The sequence below is a fragment of the Reichenbachiella sp. genome, from assembly GCF_965223055.1.
In the GTDB taxonomy this organism is placed as follows: domain Bacteria; phylum Bacteroidota; class Bacteroidia; order Cytophagales; family Cyclobacteriaceae; genus Reichenbachiella.
Window position 1 is genome coordinate 17237 of record NZ_CBDCVM010000003.1, and the last position, 20828, is coordinate 38064.

At 39.6% G+C, this 20828-nt stretch carries 18 protein-coding genes and 1 tRNA gene; 6 read left to right on the forward strand and 13 right to left on the reverse strand.

From position 1 onward, the window contains the following. Positions 1-46: 46 nt before the first annotated feature. The 6 genes from ACOQO5_RS00635 to rpsA all read right to left on the reverse strand — a co-directional run bounded on the left by ACOQO5_RS00635 (position 47) and on the right by rpsA (position 7145). Positions 47-1138 (reverse strand): serine hydrolase domain-containing protein, encoded by a 1092-nt coding sequence (locus tag ACOQO5_RS00635; protein WP_420579739.1) that lies wholly within the window; start codon positions 1136-1138, stop codon positions 47-49. Beyond that, positions 1135-1740, reverse strand: a complete 606-nt coding sequence (locus ACOQO5_RS00640) for a hypothetical protein (RefSeq protein WP_420579740.1) — start codon at positions 1738-1740, stop codon at positions 1135-1137. Before ACOQO5_RS00640 ends, ACOQO5_RS00635 begins: the two co-directional genes overlap by 4 nt. A 133-nt stretch (positions 1741-1873) precedes the next feature. Continuing rightward, a complete protein-coding gene (locus tag ACOQO5_RS00645; RefSeq protein WP_420579741.1) occupies positions 1874-3697 on the reverse strand; it encodes a DUF885 domain-containing protein in 1824 nt (607 codons plus the stop codon). A 305-nt stretch (positions 3698-4002) separates the two neighbouring features. Beyond that, positions 4003-4539: a hypothetical protein gene (locus ACOQO5_RS00650; RefSeq protein WP_420579742.1), complete on the reverse strand. Its 537-nt coding sequence runs from the start codon at positions 4537-4539 to the stop codon at positions 4003-4005. A 367-nt stretch (positions 4540-4906) separates the two neighbouring features. Next, positions 4907-4977: transfer RNA gene (locus ACOQO5_RS00655), tRNA-Cys, on the reverse strand. 146 nt (positions 4978-5123) lie between these two features. Further along, positions 5124-7145, reverse strand: coding sequence for a 30S ribosomal protein S1 (gene rpsA / locus ACOQO5_RS00660; protein ID WP_420579743.1), 2022 nt, complete (start codon positions 7143-7145; stop codon positions 5124-5126). A gap of 230 nt (positions 7146-7375) precedes the next feature. On the opposite strand from rpsA, the gene ACOQO5_RS00665 reads away from it, so the two are divergent. After that, a complete protein-coding gene (locus tag ACOQO5_RS00665) occupies positions 7376-8227 on the forward strand; it encodes a hydroxymethylglutaryl-CoA lyase (protein ID WP_420579744.1) in 852 nt (283 codons plus the stop codon). A 54-nt stretch (positions 8228-8281) separates the two neighbouring features. On the opposite strand, the gene dprA is transcribed toward ACOQO5_RS00665, so the two are convergent. The 4 genes from dprA to ACOQO5_RS00685 all read right to left on the reverse strand — a co-directional run bounded on the left by dprA (position 8282) and on the right by ACOQO5_RS00685 (position 12076). Continuing rightward, positions 8282-9388, reverse strand: coding sequence for a DNA-processing protein DprA (gene dprA / locus ACOQO5_RS00670; RefSeq protein WP_420579745.1), 1107 nt, complete (start codon positions 9386-9388; stop codon positions 8282-8284). A gap of 38 nt (positions 9389-9426) precedes the next feature. Next, positions 9427-9771 (reverse strand): MerR family transcriptional regulator, encoded by a 345-nt coding sequence (locus tag ACOQO5_RS00675; protein ID WP_420579746.1) that lies wholly within the window; start codon positions 9769-9771, stop codon positions 9427-9429. Positions 9772-9775: 4 nt separating this feature from the next. Continuing rightward, a complete protein-coding gene (locus ACOQO5_RS00680; RefSeq protein ID WP_420579747.1) occupies positions 9776-10963 on the reverse strand; it encodes a CapA family protein in 1188 nt (395 codons plus the stop codon). A gap of 129 nt (positions 10964-11092) precedes the next feature. Then, on the reverse strand, positions 11093-12076 hold the full coding sequence (locus tag ACOQO5_RS00685; RefSeq protein WP_420579748.1) for a M23 family metallopeptidase: 984 nt from the start codon (positions 12074-12076) through the stop codon (positions 11093-11095). A 160-nt stretch (positions 12077-12236) separates the two neighbouring features. On the opposite strand from ACOQO5_RS00685, the gene alaS reads away from it, so the two are divergent. Genes alaS through ACOQO5_RS00700 form a run of 3 tightly spaced genes read left to right on the forward strand, consistent with a single transcriptional unit; the run spans position 12237 to position 17488 of the window. After that, the gene (gene alaS, locus ACOQO5_RS00690) at positions 12237-14873 is read left to right on the forward strand and encodes an alanine--tRNA ligase (RefSeq protein WP_420579749.1); all 2637 of its coding nucleotides are present in this window, start codon (positions 12237-12239) and stop codon (positions 14871-14873) included. Positions 14874-14880: 7 nt separating this feature from the next. After that, positions 14881-16332 carry an Asp-tRNA(Asn)/Glu-tRNA(Gln) amidotransferase subunit GatB gene (gene gatB, locus ACOQO5_RS00695; RefSeq protein ID WP_420579750.1) on the forward strand — a complete coding sequence of 484 codons (1452 nt, stop codon included), beginning with the start codon at positions 14881-14883 and terminating at the stop codon, positions 16330-16332. A 52-nt stretch (positions 16333-16384) separates the two neighbouring features. Continuing rightward, positions 16385-17488: a peroxiredoxin family protein gene (locus ACOQO5_RS00700; RefSeq protein WP_420579751.1), complete on the forward strand. Its 1104-nt coding sequence runs from the start codon at positions 16385-16387 to the stop codon at positions 17486-17488. Positions 17489-17685: 197 nt separating this feature from the next. Here ACOQO5_RS00700 and ACOQO5_RS00705 read toward each other — a convergent pair whose 3' ends face one another. From ACOQO5_RS00705 to ACOQO5_RS00715, 3 genes are read right to left on the reverse strand one after another with little or no spacing between them, the layout of a single operon-like run. Further along, positions 17686-18204 carry a hypothetical protein gene (locus tag ACOQO5_RS00705; RefSeq protein ID WP_420579752.1) on the reverse strand — a complete coding sequence of 173 codons (519 nt, stop codon included), beginning with the start codon at positions 18202-18204 and terminating at the stop codon, positions 17686-17688. After that, on the reverse strand, positions 18197-18721 hold the full coding sequence (locus ACOQO5_RS00710) for an acyl-CoA thioesterase (protein WP_420579753.1): 525 nt from the start codon (positions 18719-18721) through the stop codon (positions 18197-18199). Before ACOQO5_RS00710 ends, ACOQO5_RS00705 begins: the two co-directional genes overlap by 8 nt. Before the next feature lie 5 nt (positions 18722-18726). Next, positions 18727-19350 (reverse strand): protein-L-isoaspartate(D-aspartate) O-methyltransferase, encoded by a 624-nt coding sequence (locus tag ACOQO5_RS00715; protein ID WP_420579754.1) that lies wholly within the window; start codon positions 19348-19350, stop codon positions 18727-18729. A 132-nt stretch (positions 19351-19482) separates the two neighbouring features. On the opposite strand from ACOQO5_RS00715, the gene ACOQO5_RS00720 reads away from it, so the two are divergent. Both ACOQO5_RS00720 and ACOQO5_RS00725 read left to right on the forward strand, forming a co-directional pair. Then, positions 19483-20070 carry a riboflavin synthase gene (locus ACOQO5_RS00720; RefSeq protein WP_420579755.1) on the forward strand — a complete coding sequence of 196 codons (588 nt, stop codon included), beginning with the start codon at positions 19483-19485 and terminating at the stop codon, positions 20068-20070. Positions 20071-20105: 35 nt separating this feature from the next. Beyond that, positions 20106-20807: a LytR/AlgR family response regulator transcription factor gene (locus ACOQO5_RS00725; protein ID WP_420579756.1), complete on the forward strand. Its 702-nt coding sequence runs from the start codon at positions 20106-20108 to the stop codon at positions 20805-20807. Positions 20808-20828: the final 21 nt, after the last annotated feature.

Genomic DNA, 20828 nt, shown 5'->3' on the forward strand with positions numbered 1-20828 from the left:
ATTGCGGCAAATGTACACGAATTAGAAGTTCAAGCAAACCGAAAAACTACTGAATAGATCTGAGAATGTAATTTCTAAAAATCAAAGGAGAAGACAGGTCAAAATCTGCACGTTCATTTTTGCCAGTAATGGCCACTACTAACTCAAGGTGCGGCACAACATACAACCGCTGCTCACCAATACCTCCGGCAAAGAAAACATCATTTACTTCTAGAAATGGAAGAAAACCGCTGGTATCTGCATATCTCCACCACATCCAGCCAAAATTGTTAAAATAATCTAAGTTAGTCTGAATACTGACAGAAGATGTCATATATTCTGCATCAACAATTTGTTCATTAAACCAATTTCCTTTTTCCAAATACAGATAGCCTAATTTTGCTAAATCCAGCGTTGTCAATGAAATTCCCCAAGCCATATTTGCATTATCTCCTACCCTAGCCACATCAAAGCTGTTCACATTCATAGATCCGAAGACTTCATTCAACAAAAAACTATGAATGCCATCGCCATATTGAACTTCTATAGCTTCTGCCAATAAAACAGGAATCGCACTATTGTATGCATACCTGGAACCTGGAACTGCATCCAAAGGTTTGGTAATCAAAAATTCCGCCCAATCTTCACTTTCGACCATGCGATCTATATCACTAAGTTGACCATCAAACGCCCCCCTTAATTCATTCCAACTCAACCCACTTTTCATGGTCATCAGATGTTCGAATGTCATATTCTTTTTTAAAGGAAAGTCTTCAAACTCCTCCGAGAAGGCTGGTAAATATTTGTATATAGAATCACTAACAGAATTGATCAGTCCCATATCTATGGCTCGTCCAATGGCCAAATTGGATATAAAACTGCTTACACCTCCAAGTTCAAATTGAGTAATACGGTTATTCCCAAAGTAGTACTTCTCATACACCAGACTTCCTGATTTAATAATTACGACCGATTCGATCCCCTGACCCGGTTGCGCAATTATGGATGAATCCATCTGAAGCAACCTAACTTCATCCATTCCAACATCAGTTGGTTGCACGACAGGCCAAACATTTTGATCTTCCGGAATGGATTCATCATAATAGCAACCCGATGTTACAAACCCAATAAATAATGATATGGTTAGCCACTTACTCATTTGAATTTTCCAATTTTAATCGCCAAACCAACATAGAAACCATTGAAACTATCGTTCGTCAATCCTGTAATATCCAATCCACCCATCCATCGATAACCTGTGAATGCATTGAGAGCGACAAACTTGGCTAATACATAATCCACACTCATTTGCAACTGTAACAGCCTCATTTTATCTGTTAGAAATGGCTCACCAGTTTCCACAAGCGTCCACTTGACTTCGCCAAATCCTATTTTTGATTCTATATTAAATTCATAATCTCTATCCAGATTTGTTCGATATCCAAGAACAAACCCTCCATGCTTGTAATTCATTTGAAAGCTATTTGGAAAAATGAGTTGCTCGCGATATTCATTGTTGTTATTGATCACATTATAAAAACCTATCTGAATATGATTCTTCAATATCACTGCTGCTTGAAGCCCAAAACTATTGGTATAACTTGGCGCTACAGTTGCATATTCGTAAACTCCAGCGATATAACCTTTAATACCTAATGGCTTTTTTTGTTCTTCGATTTCTAAGGAATCAGATTGAGCAAGCGTTGTAATGCTTAATCCCAATAGGACAGTCAATAAGAGAAAATGTAAAAGTATTTTCATTTTGTAATTTATGATCTTGTAACAATCAACAGTGGCCAATTGCTTATCGAAATATAAAGGAATTTAAAAGAAAAAAGGACTTGCCTTTCGACAAGTCCCTCTAAATGTAAAACTCTTAATGTAAAGTATAACACTACTTCGAAGCTTCAATCCAACGATCAATCTTAGCTTCCAGTACAACGAGCGGCAAGCTACCGGAACCGAGCACTTGATTGTGAAATTCTTTGATGTCAAACTGATCTCCCAAAGTTTCTTCCGCCCTATTGCGCAATTCACGGATTTTTAACTGGCCAATTTTATATGATAATGCCTGACCCGGCGCCACCATATACCGTTCAATTTCAGAAATGATAGAAGCTTCGGACTGCGCTTCGTTTTCCAATGAATACTGAATCGCCTGTTCTCTAGTCCAGCCTTTGGCATGCATGCCGGCATCCACGACCAATCTGATGGCCCTGTGAATCTCCATACTCAACATACCAAAGTATTGATAGGGATCAGTATACAATCCCAGCTCCTTACCCAATGATTCGGTATATAGAGCCCAACCTTCTACATAAACACCCATTCCTTCCGTGTGCAAAAATCCCGGTAGGTCGTCATTCTCTTGTTGTAAGGACAATTGATAATGATGACCAGGAATAGCCTCATGCAAAAACAAAGCTTCGTCTGAATACTTATTATACTTGGTCACATCTGGTATCGGTACATAAAAAATTCCCGGACGCGATCCGTCTTTGGATCCAGCATTGTACTCCGCACTGGCTGACGCCTCTCTGAACGCTTGGGTACGTCTCACCTCAAATGGTGACTTTGGTGTCAAATCAAACAATCTGTTCAAGTTTGGTTTCATTCGTTCGTGGATGGCATTGAAGTTATCAATCACCTGCTGCGGTTCGGTAAATGGCATTTGATCCTTGCTTGTTCGTACATGATCAAAGAAAGCCTTCAAGTCTCCTTCAAATCCAATTTGTCTTTTCACCTCTTCCATTTCTGCCTGGATACGAGCCACCTCGCTTTTCCCTAATTCAAAGATTTCATCAGGTGTCATATTAGTGGTCGTGTGGTATTTCACCAAATACTGATAGGTTTCAGGACCATTTGGCAATGCACCAATACCGGCTGTTTCCGTACCTACCTGGAAGTATTCTTCATTCAAGAAAGTATCAAGAGACTGATAGACAGGAATCAATTCGTTGGCAATTAAATCCTGAAAGGACGATTTGATTCTTTCACGATCTTCAGCCGAAATATTTTCCGGCATGTTTTTCACCGCTGCATAAAACACATGATCTTCAATATTTGGATTGGTGAATTGATCCATCTGGCCGATCACTTTTGTGATAATAGATTTGGGTAACACTACACCCTTTGTCATTCCTTCTCTCATATTAGCCTGAGCCGTTTCCAACCATGGGATAAACGCTTTGACTCTTTTATACCAGTTGTCGTAATCTTCGGCAGTCTCGAATGGCTGCGCGCCTCCCACATCAGCAAACGTGGTGAAATAGAGGTGAAAAGCAAAAATCTGATTGATAGGCAAGTAATTGATGTTCGGCAAATCAAAAACTGGAGAAGCAACAGAGGCCATCGGATTTTCAAGCCCCTCCTTTTTAATCTTACAATCCCATTCCATCACCTGGATGCTCATTTGATCGGCTGCAGATAAGGTATTAATATCTACGGCAGTAATTGCCTTCAAGAAAGCATTATAACTCGCAATCATATCATCCTGCACCGCTGCATCAATGTAATTGACCAATTTATCGTCATACCCTTCCAAACCGGCATTGGTGCCTTCTATGGGGTTGATCTTTAGCTTGAACTGATGGTAGGCATCGAATAGACTGTCTACTGATACTAACTGAGTAGGTGTTTCCGAAGCTGTTTCTCTGGTTTGGCAACCTGAAACAAACAGTACAAAAAAGGCTAAGGCGGCTAATACTAATTTTCTCATGGCAATCATTTTGGCTTGTGATTTTGTGAAGTGCCAAGTTAAATATTATGAATCGAGATTCCATAACTAGGTCAATTTCGTATGGGGTTGGGTATGAATAGGTTTGTTTTTTGGATTATTACGATTGTGCATTCTCGGCATTTTAAATACCTCGGAAGATTTCAGTCGCATTCGGAAATGCGACCGAGCAGAATGAGAATAAGGAATTCAGCTTAAGAGCCATTATGATTCAGTCACGGATTACAAATCCGCGCCAGTAGTGTCTCAGCGAGACGCTGAGACACGAAATGGAAAGTTGAATAATGTTATGACTTTGAGAAATACTCCTGCCTGGAGAACTTCTTCCAGGTTTTGCCCTGGTCATTCGTGTATTCTACCAGCATTTCGTGGTGACAAGTCTGGCTTGGTGTTATAGTAAGTCTGAAGAAAATTTTACCCGCATTTTCTGTTTCAAAAGCCTCATCGGTATCCAAATTGCTCAGAACTAGTTGCTGACCATCAGCCTTTCCGGCATAGACGTCCATCGAACTATATTCTTTGTCCAAGGCAACCAGACGTAGTTCCTTAGTTCTGCCATCTACACCTAGGGTGCTTCTCATGGTTAAAGTCGCATTCGTCATGTTAAGCACAAACATTTCATCGATATAGGTGCTATCAAACAAAGTAGAATAGGTCGATACTCCCGTGCCGTCAGGTTGCCACTGCCCAGTACTGTCAGGACTGAAGACTTTAATGTCATATTCGCCCAAGAGGTAATAAAATGGAGCTAATTTGTCTTCTGGTTTTTGTGCTTTAGAAGTGAGGCTCGTTAAAAACAGAGCGATCAAAATAAGGTATTTCATTTTCGGATTTTATGGTTAAAGTCAATAAACAAATGGATCATTTGATACCCTAAACCTAAAAATCAGAAATCCTCACCTGAAGAATTGGAACTAATATCTCAAAAGCCCCATTATCTGTCAGGCTGAGGTACTCGAAGCCTTGCTGCTAGCGACAGACAACATTTCGACGTGGCTCAATGTGACAGCTCCTAGAAAGTTTAGGCTTTTGAGACGGCCTTTTTCGAAGAGGTCCCGAGCGGATTACTCATACGCACCGGTATGCGCTAAACCCCTCGTGATTTAAAAATTCGAACCGCTGCCTCCCCAGGTTCGAATCACACCAAATCATTTAAACAAAAAAGACTACTCTATGAGTAGTCTTTAAGTGAGGTCCCGAGCGGATTCGAACCGCTGTACGAGCTTTTGCAGAGCTCTGCCTAGCCACTCGGCCACAGGACCATTTTTTGGAGACACAAAATTAGAATTTATTCCATCTCCTGCAAACTATTTAGTGTTTCTATTCGCTAAAAAATTGCTTTTTTCTTAACGCAAAGCACAAAAAAAAGGTACACCGAAGTGTACCTTTTCTATAAATATATTTCTGATTAAGATTTAGCTTCTTCTGAAGCTTCCCCTTTATCTTCTTCTTTCTTAGCAGCAGCCTTTTTAGGCGCAGCTTTTTTAGCCGCTGGCTTAGCACCTGCTTCCATTTGCTCTTTCAATGCAGAAAGTGCAGCGATATCTCCCATAGTAGATTTCTCGGAATCAGCATTCACTTTATCAACGCCTTTGCTCTTAGAAGCTGACTTTTTCTTTGGTGCTGGAGCTTTCTCCACTACCTCGTCAGAGTAAGTCGCTACGTGTGACAAAGTGATCTTCTTGTCATCCTTAGAGAAGTCAACCACAACACAATCAAGGCTCTCACCTACTGCAGGCTTAGAACCGTCTTCCTTCTTCATGTTCTTAGTAGAAGCAAAACCTTCCAGACCGTAAGGCAACTCAAGAATTGATCCTTTGTCGATGATGTTAGTCACTGTACACTTGTGAGAAGTTCCTCTAGCGAATACTGTTTCGAAAGTGTCCCAAGGATTTTCTTCCAATTGCTTATGACCTAGAGCCAATCTTCTGTTGTCTACGTCAAGCTCAAGTACTCTTACTTCCAGTTCTTCGTTTACGTTGATGAATTCAGAAGGGTGTTTCACTTTCTTAGTCCAAGACAAATCAGATACGTGAACCAAACCATCGATTCCTTCTTCTAGTTCGATGAACAATCCGAAGTTTGTCAAGTTTCTCACGATTCCTTTGTGATCTGTACCTACAGCGTATTTCGTCAATACATCCTGCTTAGTCCAAGGATCTTCAGTCAATTGCTTGATACCTAGAGACATTTTTCTTTCATCTCTGTCGATCGTCAATACCACAGCTTCTAGCTCATCACCAATATTGATGAAGTCCTGAGGATTTCTCAAGTGCTGAGACCATGACATTTCTGATACGTGAATCAAACCTTCAACGCCAGGCTGGATTTCTAAGAACGCACCATAATCAGCCACATTCACAATCTTACCTTTCACTTTAGATCCGATCTCAACAGTTTTGTCTAAAGAATCCCATGGGTGCTCAGACAACTGCTTCATACCCAATGATATTCTTTTCTTATCGTCGTCGAAATCAAGAACAACAACATTTACTTTATCATCCAGATTCAACACTTCTTCTGGGTGATTTACTCTACCCCATGAGATATCAGTAATGTGAAGTAGACCATCTACACCTCCAAGATCGATGAATACACCGAAGTTGGTCATGTTTTTGATCACACCTTCTAGTACCTGACCTTTTTCAAGGTTCTCAAGGATTTGAGCTTTTTGTTTTTCGAGATCTTTCTCAATCAAGATTTTGTGAGAAACAACCACGTTATCGTTAGTGTAGTTGATTTTCACAACTTTCACTTCCATTTTCTTATCTACAAATACATCGAAGTCTCTGATAGGCTTCACATCGATTTGCGAACCTGGCAAGAATGCCTCGATTCCGAAGATATCTACGATCAAACCACCTTTGGTTCTTCTCTTCACCATACCATCGATAACCAAATCTTCGTCTGCAGACTTTTGGATTTTTTCCCAAGCGCCAACGATCTTTGCTTTCTTTCTAGAAAGAACCAACTGACCATTGTTGTCTTCTTGCTCTTCGATGTAAACTTCTACAGAATCACCAGGCTTAAGGTCCGGTGTATCTCTGAATTCTGACGCTGATACCAACCCATCAGATTTGAATCCGATGTTTAAGATCACGTCTCTTGAAGTCATACTCACAACAGTACCTTCCACTACCTGCTTTTCTTCAATGGTGTTTAAACTATCACCATACAGTGCTTCTAGCTCTTCTTTCTCCTTTTGGTTGTATCCGTCTCCGAATCCTTTTGGCTGAACATTGTCCCAGTCAAATTCTTCTTCCTCTTCTACAACAGCTACTTCTTTCTTAGGAGCTTTCTTTGTTGCTTTTTTCTCAGCCTTAGGTGCTTCTTCTTTCACCTCTTCCACAGGAGCAGCAGCAGTTTCTTCTACTACAGCTTCTTTAGCTGCTTCAGTTGACTGATTTTCTAATTCTTCTTTGTTTTCCATTATATTGTGAGCCCTGATTTACAGCGTCATCCCGGACTCGGAAAATGCGCCATTTTGTTTGTGTTTTCCCAGACTATTTGGGACCCATTCACTCGAATGGAGCGCAAAGATAGGTATTTATATAATTCAATGCATAATTAATCCTTAAAATCGAGCAGATTACATTATAATATCAGGAAAGCAGTTTTCACGATTCAGGTTTTGGTATTAATTTGCTGAAAATTCCACTTATGAAAATTATCGAGTGCCCTAGAGATGCCATGCAGGGATTGCATGAATTTGTACCAACAGAACTTAAAATAAAGTACATTAATGAACTACTAAAAGTGGGATTCGATACCATTGATTTTGGAAGTTTTGTTTCCCCTAAAGCAATCCCTCAACTCAAAGATACTGCTCAGGTTTTAGCTCATTTAGATTTGGCACATACTCAATCTAAATTACTCGCTATCATTGCCAATACTCGTGGCGCCCATGAGGCTTGCGAACATGAACAAATCAACTACCTAGGCTTTCCATTGTCGTTATCAGAAACTTTTCAGCAAAGAAACACCAATAAAAGTATTGCAGAAGCTCTCGAACAAGTGAACATAATTCAAGATCTCTGCCATGATCATAACAAAACTTTGGTCACCTATTTGTCGATGGGTTTTGGCAATCCTTATGGGGATCCTTATGAAATGTCCTATGTAGCAGAATTTATAGACAAATTAAAAGCTATGGACGTGAGCATTATATCACTGGCAGATACGATTGGAGTTTCCAACTCACAAAATATCACAACATTATTCAAGAGCATTACTGAAGAGTTTGGAGGAATTGAATTTGGCGTTCATCTACACTCTGACTTAGATACAGCTACAGAAAAAATTGATGCCGCTTATAAAGCTGGATGTCGCAGATTTGATGGTGCGATTAATGGATTCGGTGGTTGCCCAATGGCCGAAGACACGTTAGTAGGCAATATAGCCACCGAAACGATGCTCAACTACTTCGAACAGCATAGTATTGAAGTGAAATATGACAAGAAGGTATTTGAGCATGTTTTAAATCTTGCCCCAGAGGTGTTTTTGGGAAGATGATTAGCACCTATTGGTTTAGGTGAGAAGAAATTACAATTCTGAATTCATCTATTCCTAAATTCTTACATACCTCTTGCCGGGCAGTGATTTTATAAGACCGTCAAACTCTAAAGTAAGTAAGTGACTCACAGCTTCATTAACACTAATTTGTGTTTTCCAACTCAGTTCGTCCAGATGCAAGCCTGATTTAAACTCTTCTAGCACCACCATGATCTTGCGCTCAGATTCGCCGTAAGCACTTAGGTCAACTATTTGTTTTGAAGGTTTTGTTTCCCCTTTTTCCCAACCCAATAAGTATTCCAAATCTTTTAGACTGGTGTATATATTTGCTTTTTGCGCACGAATTAGTCCATTACACCCTTTTGAAAATTTATTATCCAAATCTCCTGGAACCGCAAAAACTTCTCGATTGTAAGAATATGCAATATTAGCTGTAATCAATGCACCCCCTTTGTCCGCTGCTTCCACTACAATGAGAGCTTCTGCTACACCAGCTATGATTCTGTTTCTTGAAGGAAAATTATGAGCTTCTGGTTTCGTGCCAGGTGGATATTCGCTGATCCACCCTCCCTCAGAATCCAACATTTCTAAAGCGCTCTTTTTATGTACTGAAGGATAAATTTTATCTAATCCTCCAGCCAACACAGCAACTGTTGGCAAGCCCTGTTTTAGTGCGGCACGATGAGCTGCTATATCTATACCGTAAGCCAAACCGCTTATCACCACAGCATCATGAGCCACCAATTCTTCGACTATTTTATCGGTCATATGCTTACCATAATTGGTCGCCTTTCGTGTACCGACAATCCCTATTGTTTTTGAATTCGGAAAATTCGTTTTTCCCTTTGTGTAGATTAATAGTGGCGCATCATTTACGGATTTTAATCTTACTGGAAAATCCGCATGAAAATATGGCACTACAGCCACCTGATGCTTTTCACAATTCTGAATAATTCTTTCAGCTTCTTTTAAATAACTAGAAGAGATTAGTGCTTTAATTGTCTTATCGCCAATATTTGGAATCTTCAGCAAAGCACCTTTTTTCTCAGAAAAAATAGCTGCTGCCGAACCGCAATAGCTGATCAATTGCTTAGCTAATACATCACCAATGCCAGATGTCAATTTTAACGCCAAGACATAGCAATTTTCGTTTTCATTCATGGAATGAAAAAATTAAATGTTCAACAAAATTTTGCTAATTAACTTTTCTGAATGCTGTCGCGAAGTTCCGTAAGAAACCCACGAATGTTTTTAAGTGATTGAATCATGTCAATCTTCTCCATAGCTGCGTTGGCATCGTTTTTAATGAAATCCCTAGCTCCATGCAACGTATACCCTTTCTCTTTTACCAGATGATAAATCATCTTTATTTTCTTGATATCTTCTGGAGTAAACTGCCTATTGCCCTTTCGGTTTTTCTTTGGATTAATGATATCAAATTCCGTTTCCCAAAATCGAATGAGTGAAGTAGCAACACCTAGATCATCGGCAACCTCGCCAATGGTGTAATATCGTTTCGTTATTTCCTTTTCTTTGTACGGCACTGTTCTAACGGTTAAGATAGGTAATAAAACCTGAATCGTCAATCAATAAATTACTTTCGGGAAAATCTTTTTTAGTCAGCTCCCTGATCCTTGAAATCGCTCTCTTTTTGGAGTCAATTTTTGGTCCACCAGCCCCTGGCTGATAGATCGGAATCAGTCGACCCTGAAGGAATTTTCCTTCTGAGCTTGTTTCTATTTTTACGATAGGCGCGATTCCATTTACACCTCTCAAATTAAACCTTCCATAGGTACAAAAGTTACCCAAACTGTAGGTTATAAATCGTTCATTATATATTTCTATTGCTCGGGACACATGAGGCCCATGTCCGAATATCACGTCTGCACCATGATCAATCATCATATGGGCAAATTCATAGACATTACCTCTATTCTCCCCGTAAAACATCTCTGTTTTACGAGTCACATGTTCATGCTTCGACCCTTCTGCTCCAGCATGAAATGAAACAATAACCACATCTACTAAAGAATCTAAATGTTCAACTAACTCTTTAGCTTTTTCCTCATTGTGTATACTGATAGTTCCAATGTTTGGAGAGAATGCCACCATACCATATCGCATACCATCTACCATGAAAATAGTAGTAGGTACAGACAATAATCCAGCATATTTAATACCTAGTGAATCCAAAGATTTCATAGTGTTTTCTCGACCAGGCTGCCCAAAATCGCCAGCATGATTATTAGCCAAACTCACCACGTCAAAACCTGCTTCTACCAGATTATCCAAATAAGATTCAGGTGATCTGAACAAATAACATACCTTAGGGTTTCTGCATTTTTTTTGATCGCCACCTTCATTTAAGATCACTCCCTCAAGATTGCCAAAAGTGACATCGGCTTGGCGTAAAGTATCAGATACTTCCAACCATAAATCCTTTCCATTATTCCCTGGAAGATATCTCTCTGAAGGAAAATTAGTACCCATCATGATATCTCCTACTCCTATTAGAGTTAACGTATCTTTAATCACACGTTTCAATCCAATTTCAACTTCTTCATCCAAAGAATACAAAGTATCGAGACTTTCAGTGATCCAATACTTCGGAACAAGTAGTGTCGAATCGACAGATTCAGACTCTTTCTCTACTGGCAGTGTAGATACTACTTTCTGAGACTTACATGCCAACATAAGAAATGTTACAAGAAATACGTAGAGAAGATTTCTAAGCATCTTCCAAAATTAGAATTGACTTAGGACTTCGTTGTTATAGGAATGGCAGAAGTTTTCCACATTAGACCCACAGATATAAAAAAAGGTCCTGACTGATTAGCCAGGACCTTCAAAGTATTTTTTAATTAGCTAGTATGATCCAAGTGCTTGGTTTTCTATAGAGGCCAATCTCAAAATCTCTTCATATTCCGAAGAATTCAAGTCCTGATAGAAATAATGAACTGGATTAATTTTTTTATTGTCTTTGTGAACTTCATAATGCAAATGAGGAGCCGTTGATTTCCCTGAATTGCCTACATAACCAATACACTCCCCTCTCTTTACCTTTTGCCCTTTTTTTACATTGTACATTTCCATATGAGCATATTTGGTAACATAACCATAACCATGATCTATTTCCACCTGACGGCCATATCCACCTAAGCTAGATCTAACCTTTTTCACAACACCATCGCCAGTTGCATAAATTGGAGTTCCTTTTGGTGCTGAAAAATCAACACCAGTATGCATTTTCTTAGTTTTTAAAATAGGGTCTATCCTAATACCAAAGCCGGAAGACAATCTCTTCAACTCTGTATTGGATACTGGCTGAATAGCTGGCATAGCTGCGAAGAATTTCTCTTTATTAGCAGCCATATCCAAAAGTTCATCGTAAGATTTGGTTTGGATATACATTTGTTTCTTCAGCTTATCCAATGTTTGGTGAAGATCTATGACCAAGTCCCCTCTTTCCAAATTCTTATTCGTGATATCACGATATCGATTAGTTCCTCCTACACCAGCATCTCTGATTGAAGAAGGGATAGGTTCGGCTTCAAAGATCACTCTATATACGTCATCATCACGTTCTTGAAGAGATGAAAGCATATTTGAAGCTTCAACCATTTCATTTTGAAGTAATTCATAATAATACTTTAATTCCTCATTTTCTTTTTCAAGTCTAGCTTCAACAGGAGATTGAAAATACTGGTTATAGGTATAAAATATGCCTACAGCCAAAATCAATGAAAATGAAAGAAATCCTAATGAATTGAGGACAATATCCCAAGTGGAGACTTTTACTCGCTCGTACTTGCAAGATTCGGTATCGTAATAGTATTTTATTCTAGCCATATTAAATCAGAATATCCTAACTTTGTGCTTCGTTTTTCGGGTGGTCGCTAATATTTCTATTTTTACGGCTTGTTAGCAATACAATTCTGCTCGCAATTTAACACAAATTTTTAAATAACAAATCAATTCAATTTTAAGTAATTGAATATCAATAGATTAGATGGAATCGAAAGAAATAAGAAAACGGTTTTTAGAGTTCTTTGAGAAAAAGCAGCATGAAATCGTGGCTTCAGCTCCAATGGTCGTACAAAACGACCCTACATTGATGTTTACCAATGCAGGTATGAACCAATTCAAAGACTTCTTCTTAGGTAACTCTGAACCTCCATCCAATCGAATCACAGATACTCAAAAATGCCTGAGAGTCTCTGGAAAACACAACGACCTGGAGGAAGTGGGCATGGATACATACCATCACACCATGTTCGAGATGCTGGGCAACTGGTCGTTTGGTGATTATTTCAAGAAGGAAGCCATAGCATGGGCTTGGGAATTACTTACTAAAGAATTTAATCTTCCTGAAGATAGAATGTACGCTTCAGTATTTGGTGGAGACAAAGGAGACGGGTTAGAATTAGACCAAGAAGCATATGACTATTGGAAAGCCATTATTCCTGAAGATAGAATCATTAATGGATCTAAAAAAGACAACTTCTGGGAAATGGGTGATACTGGGCCATGTGGGCCTTGCTCCGAAATTCACATTGACTTAAGGTCAGAAGAAGAGGTGACTAAAATTCCTGGTAAGGATTTAGTCAACATGGACCATCCACAAGTTGTAGAGATTTGGAACCTGGTTTTCATGCAATTCAACCGTTTAGCTGACGGCTCCTTGAAACCCCTCCCCGCTCAACATGTAGATACTGGCATGGGTTTCGAGCGTTTGGCCATGGCTATCCAGGGCAAAAAATCGAATTACGATACGGATGTGTTTACTCCTTTGATCAATTTCATCGCAGATCAAGCCCATGTAAAGTATGGAGAAGATGAGAAAACTGACATTGCGCTTCGTGTGATCTCTGATCATGTGAGAGCGATCTCTTTTGCTATTGCAGATGGGCAGTTGCCATCCAATAACAAAGCAGGCTATGTGATCCGTCGTATTCTAAGAAGAGCCGTACGGTATGGCTATACATTTCTCAACTTCAAAGAGCCATTCATTCACTCGTTGGTTCCTTTATTATCAGAGCAGTTTGACGGCGTATTCCCTGAGCTCATTGCTCAAAAAGATTTCATCGGTAAAGTGATCAAAGAAGAAGAATCTTCTTTCTTGAGAACCTTAGATAAAGGGCTTTCTAAATTGGATGTGATTACTAATGAAGTAAAAACCACCAGCAAGATAATCGACGGAAAAACTGCTTTTGAATTATACGACACTTATGGCTTTCCTTTTGATTTAACTTCGCTCATCGCTCGTGAAAACGGTCTAAGTGTGGACGAAGAAGGGTTCAATAAAGAGATGGCAGTTCAGAAAAACCGATCTAAGAAAGATGCTGAAACATCAGCTGGTGATTGGGTAGAATTGAAGCCTATTGAGGAAGTTCAATTTTTAGGTTATGAAGTCCTCACATCCAAAGCTAGTATTGTAAAATACCAGGCGGTAGAGGAAAAAGGAAAGAAGTTATTCAAAATCGTACTCAACCAGACACCATTTTATGCAGAGAGTGGAGGACAAGTAGGCGATACGGGATATATCGCCGATGGCGACAAAAAGATCAGCATCATTAACACAAAAAAGGAGAACAATCTTATTGTTCACTTTTCAACAGAATTACCATCCAATCTGGAAGCTGAATTCGATGCAGTGGTCAATAGCAAAAAACGTAAACTTACAGAAAATAATCACTCTGCCACTCACTTACTTCACGCGGCCTTACGCCAAGTGCTGGGAACACATGTACAACAGAAAGGCTCTTTGGTAAATGAGAAAGTATTAAGATTTGATTTTTCACATTTCTCTAAAATGACCGATGAAGAAATTTTACAAGTAGAGAAAATAGTGAATCAGAAGATTCGTGAAAACATTTCGCTTGACGAAAAAAGAAACGTGCCTATCGGAGAAGCCCAAGAAATGGGTGCAATGGCACTCTTTGGTGAAAAGTATGGCGACTTTGTACGGGTGATCACTTTCGACAAAGATTACTCCGTAGAATTATGCGGTGGTACACATGTACCTGCTACAGGCACTATTGGTATGCTCAAGATCGTATCTGAAGGTTCAGTAGCTGCAGGCGTTCGCAGAATAGAAGCCATCACTGCCGATAAAGCAGAAGAATATTACAACAAACAAAATGAGTTGGTAGCTCAAATCAACGAGTTACTGAATAATCCAAAAGACACATTGAAAGCCATTGAATCTTTGGTAAAAGAAAAGCACAAGCTTTCTAAAAGCATCGAGTCAATCAATGCTGAAAAAGCTGGTGCTCAAAAAGAACTGCTTCGAAAAGCCATTCAATCTGTCAATGGATACAATGTTTTGATTTCTGAGGCTCAATTACCTGATGCCGAGGGATTGAAAAAGCTGTCTTTCGAGCTCAAAAACGAAGTAGATAACCTGATAATGATAGTGGCGGCGGATATTGCTGGCAAACCACAAATTTCAATTATGATTTCTGAAGGCTTGGTAAAATCACTGGATCTTCACGCTGGAAATTTAATTAAAGAACTGGCTCGCGAAATCAAAGGCGGCGGCGGTGGTCAACCGTTTTACGCAACTGCTGGCGGCAAAGACGTCAGTGGCTTGCCGAATGTAGTGACCAAGGCCAAAGCACTAATCGATGAAAAAACGAATCATTAAATAGGTTTTGAAAAACATATTAGAAAAATACGATCTAGTTGTAGGACTAGAGATTCACGTACAATTGAATACGGAAAGTAAGCTATTCGCATCAGACAAAAACAGTTTTGGAGATGCGCCCAATAGCAACGTGAGTCCCATTACACTGGCTCACCCAGGCACTTTACCTAAACCAAACAAATCCGTCATAAGCCATGCTATAAAAATGGGACTGGCAATCAATTGTGATATAGCCTCTTACACCACCTTCGACCGTAAGAATTATTTCTACCCTGATTTGCCTAAAGGCTACCAAACCACACAAGATCAACATCCAATCTGTAGAGGCGGCTATGTTGATGTGAAAAGTGGAGACAGCATCAAGCGCATCGAATTCAATAGAATTCACATCGAAGAAGACGCTGGCAAATCATCCCACGATGCGGAGCACGAGGGGTCGCTTTTGGATTATAATCGTGCGGGTACGCCACTGATCGAAATGGTGACCGAACCAGTGATCAGCTCGGCCGAAGAAGCTGGAAACCTCCTTACAGAAATTAGAAAGATCGTTAGATACATCAACGTGGGCGATGGCAATATGGAGCAAGGGTCGCTACGATGCGATGCCAATATTTCGCTCAAACTCAAAGGGTCAGAACAACTTGGCAAACGGGTAGAGATCAAAAACATGAACTCCATCCGAAATGTCCAGCGAGCCATCAATCATGAAATCGAAAGACAGTCAGCCTTGCTAGATGAGGGTAAAACTGTCCTTCAGGAAACTCGCGGTTTCAATGACGAAACAGGCGAAACCACGGGTCAACGGACCAAAGAAGAAGCCAATGACTACCGCTACTTCCCCTGCCCTGACTTGTTACCTATACAAGTTAGTGACGAATGGATTGCAGAAGTGAAATCTGCTTTGCCCAAGCTACCAAATGAGGTTTTGGCAGACCTGCAAAAAAACTTCGAATTGAGCGCTTATGATGCAGAAATCATAGCGGATCAAAAGGAATTATCGGATTATTTCTATGCAACCGCTCAGCAAACCAAGCAATACAAAAGAATTGCCAATTGGATGATTGGACCAATAAAAAGCGCATTGAATGAATCTAATACTGAAATTCAGGATTTTGTGGTCAAACCAAATTTACTGGCCGAATTAATTGAACTAGTAGCTTCCGATAAAGTGAGTTTTTCGATGGCCTCTACCCGTTTATTGCCTGCGTTGATTCAATCTCCAAATCAGACTGCTTTTGAAACAGCTCAAAAAATGGAGCTGCTACAAAGCGATGATCAGGAGGAACTCATACAATCGATTAAGGAAGTAATCGAGAGCATGCCAGACAAAGCAGCTGCGTACAAAAATGGAAAAAAAGGATTGCTTGGTTTGTTTGTAGGGGAAGTAATGAAAAAATCTCGAGGCAAAGCCAACCCAAAAACAGCGAATAAACTGATTGCTGAATTTTTAGAAAAATAAACTACAGGAGAACTATTTCGTTGACACCGATTGTTGAGAACATTAAAATAAAATGATGAGAAAAAATTTAGGTTTTGTATTTGTATTAGCCCTTTTGGTGGTTGCATGCACCGAAAAAGATGGCGTGACCATATCAGGGACTTATGAAAATCCTTTAGAAGATCAGTTGGTTAAAATTGAACTGATAATGAATAATGAATTGACGGTAGTTGATTCATTTCAGTTAGATCCAAGCGGAGCATACAATAGAACCATTAAAGTAACTGAACCTGGCTTCTATCGTCTAAATTTTTATAATCGGCATGTCACAAACATGATCCTTGACCAATCAGACATACAATTAGTTAAAGACGAAAAAGACCCAAGAGGTGGATATAAGGTAAGCGGATCTAAGGATATGGACTATATCTATCAACTGACAGCATTGAAACAAGACTTCGAAAAACAATCACAGGCTTTGAATAGCGAATTCATGAATGCAAGAAATAGTGGAGACATGAACTTAATTGAAGATATTAGAAGTCGATTTATAACAATGAAAGCCGCCAACGACAGCAAAATAAAATCGGCAATTTTGCAAATGGATGGTTCCATTGCTGGAATTCTGTCTACCTCATTCATTGATGAAGAGAATGAATTTGCTTTCTTGGATAGTCTAGCTCAGAAGTATAAAAATGAATTGCCCAATTCCAACTATACCAAAGAATTGATAGAAAAAGTTGAGGCTTATAGAAAATTGGCTATTGGCTCCCCTGCCCCTGAATTATCTCTTCCTAATCCAAACGGAGAGATTGTCTCACTAAGTTCGTTTAAAGGCAAATATGTCATGATTGATTTTTGGGCAGCCTGGTGCAGACCTTGTAGAATGGAAAATCCTAATGTCGTTAAAGTCTATAATACATATCACGATCAAGGGTTTGAAGTTTTGGGGGTGTCTTTAGATCGTACTAAGGAAGCTTGGGTTAAGGCGATTGCTGAAGATCAGCTCGTTTGGACTCAGGTGTCTGACCTGAAATACTTCGAATCTGAAGCAGCACAGCTCTATCAAATCAATTCTATTCCAGCCACCTACTTGATTGGCCCTGATGGAACTATAATAGCCAAGAATCTCAGAGGTGCTGAACTAGAGGCTAAGTTGAAAGAAATATTTGGGTAGAAACCCTGGATATCTTTTCCAAAGTATATATTTCCCAATGCTAGGGTAATTCTAAGAAATTCTGCTTTCTGCAAACAGAACTTCGGAAAAATTGAAAAGCGCAGCACTTTTCCCAACCGATCACCTGAATAAATCAGGTGATGACGTAACGATAGAATCAGTTGATGACAAGGTGAAGGAACCGGGTGATAACAGTGTCACTTAAAAACCTGCTGCAGAACACCCCATAGTTTTTTACGCAAGTCGGTTGATGTAGATATATTGTTCAACGCGTCTGCCACGATCAACTGAGCATCACCTAGCTTCGTAGAAACGTACTGCTGAGTACTTGCCGCAACGGGCAGCTGATGGTTCGGAGTAAAGGTAATGACGTATCGATACCCCACAGGTTTTGGTGTAGTAGCTGCTACATTCTGAAAGTCGACTTTTTCAACTGACTTCCCAATGGCTCCGAGTATTTTGGCTAAATATTCTAATTCGCCAGCAGGTAAATTCTTGGCTGTAGGGTTATCAAAAATGACTAGAATTTCATTATCCGGCTTTTGAGTAGATGCCAACGAGACCCTTGGCTCGGCTACTACCGTAGATACAGGTTCATGCTTGGGTGGGGTCTCTTTTACGACTTCCTTTACCTCCTCTTGGGGAGCAGGTAAGTTATCTATCAAATAGATATCCTCATTAATCAAAAACTTTAAATACTCAGCTGACTCACTCATTAATGAAAATGGATTTAAGTTCTGTAGCTTCTTCCGGCTTCATTTTTTTAGCTAATACCAAGCGAAGTTGCCTACGACGCAAAGCACCCGCAAACATTTCTTTTTCTTCGTCAGTCTCTGGTAAAACCTCTGGCACATCAATGGGACTTCCCCCTTGATCTACCGCCACAAAAGTGTAGAAGGCTTGATTACTACTCACCTTCTTTCCTCCTGGAATATCTTCGGCGGACACATCTATGAACACCTCCATCGAGGAATTAAACGATCGGGTGACTTTGGCGGTCAACGTGATCACATTCCCTAACCGGATCGGTGCAGAAAACGATACGTTATCGACGGAAGCAGTCACTACTATCCTGTTAGAATGTTTCTGAGCTGCAATCGCCGCTGCAATATCCATCCAGTGCAACAACCTGCCTCCCATCAAATTGTTTAATGTGTTGGTATCGTTTGGTAACACCAATTCCGTCATTATGGCAACTGACTCTGATGGAGTCTTTTGTTTTTTTCTTCGCATTTCTTCTATTTTTTCCAGCCATCGTCTCCCAATAAAGGAACGAAACTGAAATTGCTATATTCTTCTTTTGTTACTCTTCCGTCTGCTTGTTTCGTCAGGCGCAACATCCGCTGTGTATTTCTATCTCCCACAGGAATCACCAAATGCCCACCTGACTTCAGCTGATCTATCAAGGCCTGAGGCACGGTTGGAGCTCCAGCTGTCACAATGATCCCATCGTATGGTGCAAATTTATCATATCCTAACGAACCATCACCTATAACAAACCTTGGAGCATACCCCATGAACTTCAACATTTTTTGAGCCAGTCTTGAAAGTTTCTCCTTGTACTCTATAGTCACAAGGTCTACACCGTTCTCTACGAGTACACAGGCTTGGTAACCTGAACCGGTGCCTATTTCGAGTATCTTTTTCCCGGGAGATGCCTCCAACAGGTCCGTTTGAAATGCCACGGTATAGGGTTGAGAAATAGTCTGTCCCTCTGCTATAGGAAATGCTTTATCTTGATAGGCGTGTTCTACGAATATATCGTCAAAAAACCAATGCCTTGGAATCTTGCCAATGGCATCCAATACCCTTTCATTCTTTATTCCCTTCTCCCGCAGTTTTCTTATGAGGGATTTTCGCATTCCCTTATGTTTATAGCTATCCTTCAATTCCATGAGCGATCAAAAATAGAAGATAAATTAATTATTGATCATTCCATCACCCGTATATTTTAGCTAATCTTACATTAAATTCTTACACGATACTTATATCATATGTTTACAGGAATTATCGAAACCATTGGTATTGTTCAATCCATCGAAAAATCAGGAACAAATGTTGATTTTATTATTCAGAGTAAAATCAGCCATGAGTTAAAAGTAGATCAAAGCGTAGCTCATAATGGAGTATGCTTAACTGTCACAGAATTATCCAATGATTGGCACAAAGTTACGGCCGTCGAAGAAACGCTTCTTAAAACTAATTTGGGGGATTTAAAAGAAGGTGACATTGTAAACCTGGAACGGTGTATGGTCGCTAATGGCCGCTTTGATGGACATATTGTACAAGGGCATGTTGATCAAATAGGAAAATGTACAGGTAAAGAAGAAAGAGACGGAAGTTGGCTATTCGACTTCGAATTTGATCAATCAATAGGGAATGTAACGGTTGAAAAGGGGTCTATTTGTATCAATGGCATCAGTTTGACCTGTTTCAATTCTGAGGACAGTAAGTTTTCAGTCACTATTATCCCTTACACCATGGAACATACAAGTTTCAAAACGCTTCAAGTCGGAGAGGTTGTCAACCTGGAATTTGATATTATTGGGAAATATGTTTCTAAACTTTTAAATAAAAAGTAAATTAACAAAACGAACAATTTAATCTTACTTAGACTATGGCGCTGAATTGCATGGTGGTGGATGATGATGAGCTCGCTAGGCTGATGATCCGAAAATATGTGGAAAAGACCGATTTCCTTGAAATGACACATGAAATGTCCAATGGAATTGAAGCTTCAAACATCCTTCTTCAAAAAGACAATCCTGATGTAGATATTATATTTCTTGATATAGAAATGCCTGAAATGTCAGGTATTGAATTGATGGAATCATTGACAGCTGACTATCAAGTTATTATGATTACTTCTGCAGAAAAGTACGCCGTGCGTGCTTTTGAGAAGAATGTTACGGATTATTTAGTCAAGCCATTTAGCTATGGCAGATTCCTCAAGGCTGCTGTAAAAGCCAATGAAACGTTAGAAAACCTTCGTAAAAAAGCAGAAAGTTTTCATGAACTATACGTCAAGTCAGATTCTAGAATTTACAAAATTATCTTGGACAACATACTCTTTATCGAAGCGATGGCTGATTATGTTATATTCAATACAGTAAAAGGCAAGCACATCGTTCATCATACGATGAAAGGGATCGAAAAGAAATTACCTGCCAGCACTTTTGGCAGAGTTCACCGATCTTATATTATCAACTACGATAAGATCGAATATTTCGAAGACATGAATGTGGTGATCAATGAAAAATATATTCCAGTAGGAGTGTCTTATAGAGAAAAAGTTTTCGAACGACTGAACATGCTTTAAGCAATTTCACTTATTCACAAA

Coding starts and splice junctions, on each gene's coding strand:
- ACOQO5_RS00635 (WP_420579739.1), bottom strand. CDS start 1,138: ATGAGTAAGTGGCTAACCATATCATTATTTATTGGGTTTGTAACATCG.
- ACOQO5_RS00640 (WP_420579740.1), bottom strand. CDS start 1,740: ATGAAAATACTTTTACATTTTCTCTTATTGACTGTCCTATTGGGATTA.
- ACOQO5_RS00645 (WP_420579741.1), bottom strand. CDS start 3,697: ATGAGAAAATTAGTATTAGCCGCCTTAGCCTTTTTTGTACTGTTTGTT.
- ACOQO5_RS00650 (WP_420579742.1), bottom strand. CDS start 4,539: ATGAAATACCTTATTTTGATCGCTCTGTTTTTAACGAGCCTCACTTCT.
- rpsA (WP_420579743.1), bottom strand. CDS start 7,145: ATGGAAAACAAAGAAGAATTAGAAAATCAGTCAACTGAAGCAGCTAAA.
- ACOQO5_RS00665 (WP_420579744.1), top strand. CDS start 7,376: ATGAAAATTATCGAGTGCCCTAGAGATGCCATGCAGGGATTGCATGAA.
- dprA (WP_420579745.1), bottom strand. CDS start 9,388: ATGAATGAAAACGAAAATTGCTATGTCTTGGCGTTAAAATTGACATCT.
- ACOQO5_RS00680 (WP_420579747.1), bottom strand. CDS start 10,963: ATGCTTAGAAATCTTCTCTACGTATTTCTTGTAACATTTCTTATGTTG.
- ACOQO5_RS00685 (WP_420579748.1), bottom strand. CDS start 12,076: ATGGCTAGAATAAAATACTATTACGATACCGAATCTTGCAAGTACGAG.
- alaS (WP_420579749.1), top strand. CDS start 12,237: ATGGAATCGAAAGAAATAAGAAAACGGTTTTTAGAGTTCTTTGAGAAA.
- ACOQO5_RS00700 (WP_420579751.1), top strand. CDS start 16,385: ATGATGAGAAAAAATTTAGGTTTTGTATTTGTATTAGCCCTTTTGGTG.
- ACOQO5_RS00705 (WP_420579752.1), bottom strand. CDS start 18,204: ATGAGTGAGTCAGCTGAGTATTTAAAGTTTTTGATTAATGAGGATATC.
- ACOQO5_RS00710 (WP_420579753.1), bottom strand. CDS start 18,721: ATGCGAAGAAAAAAACAAAAGACTCCATCAGAGTCAGTTGCCATAATG.
- ACOQO5_RS00715 (WP_420579754.1), bottom strand. CDS start 19,350: ATGCGAAAATCCCTCATAAGAAAACTGCGGGAGAAGGGAATAAAGAAT.
- ACOQO5_RS00720 (WP_420579755.1), top strand. CDS start 19,483: ATGTTTACAGGAATTATCGAAACCATTGGTATTGTTCAATCCATCGAA.
- ACOQO5_RS00725 (WP_420579756.1), top strand. CDS start 20,106: ATGGCGCTGAATTGCATGGTGGTGGATGATGATGAGCTCGCTAGGCTG.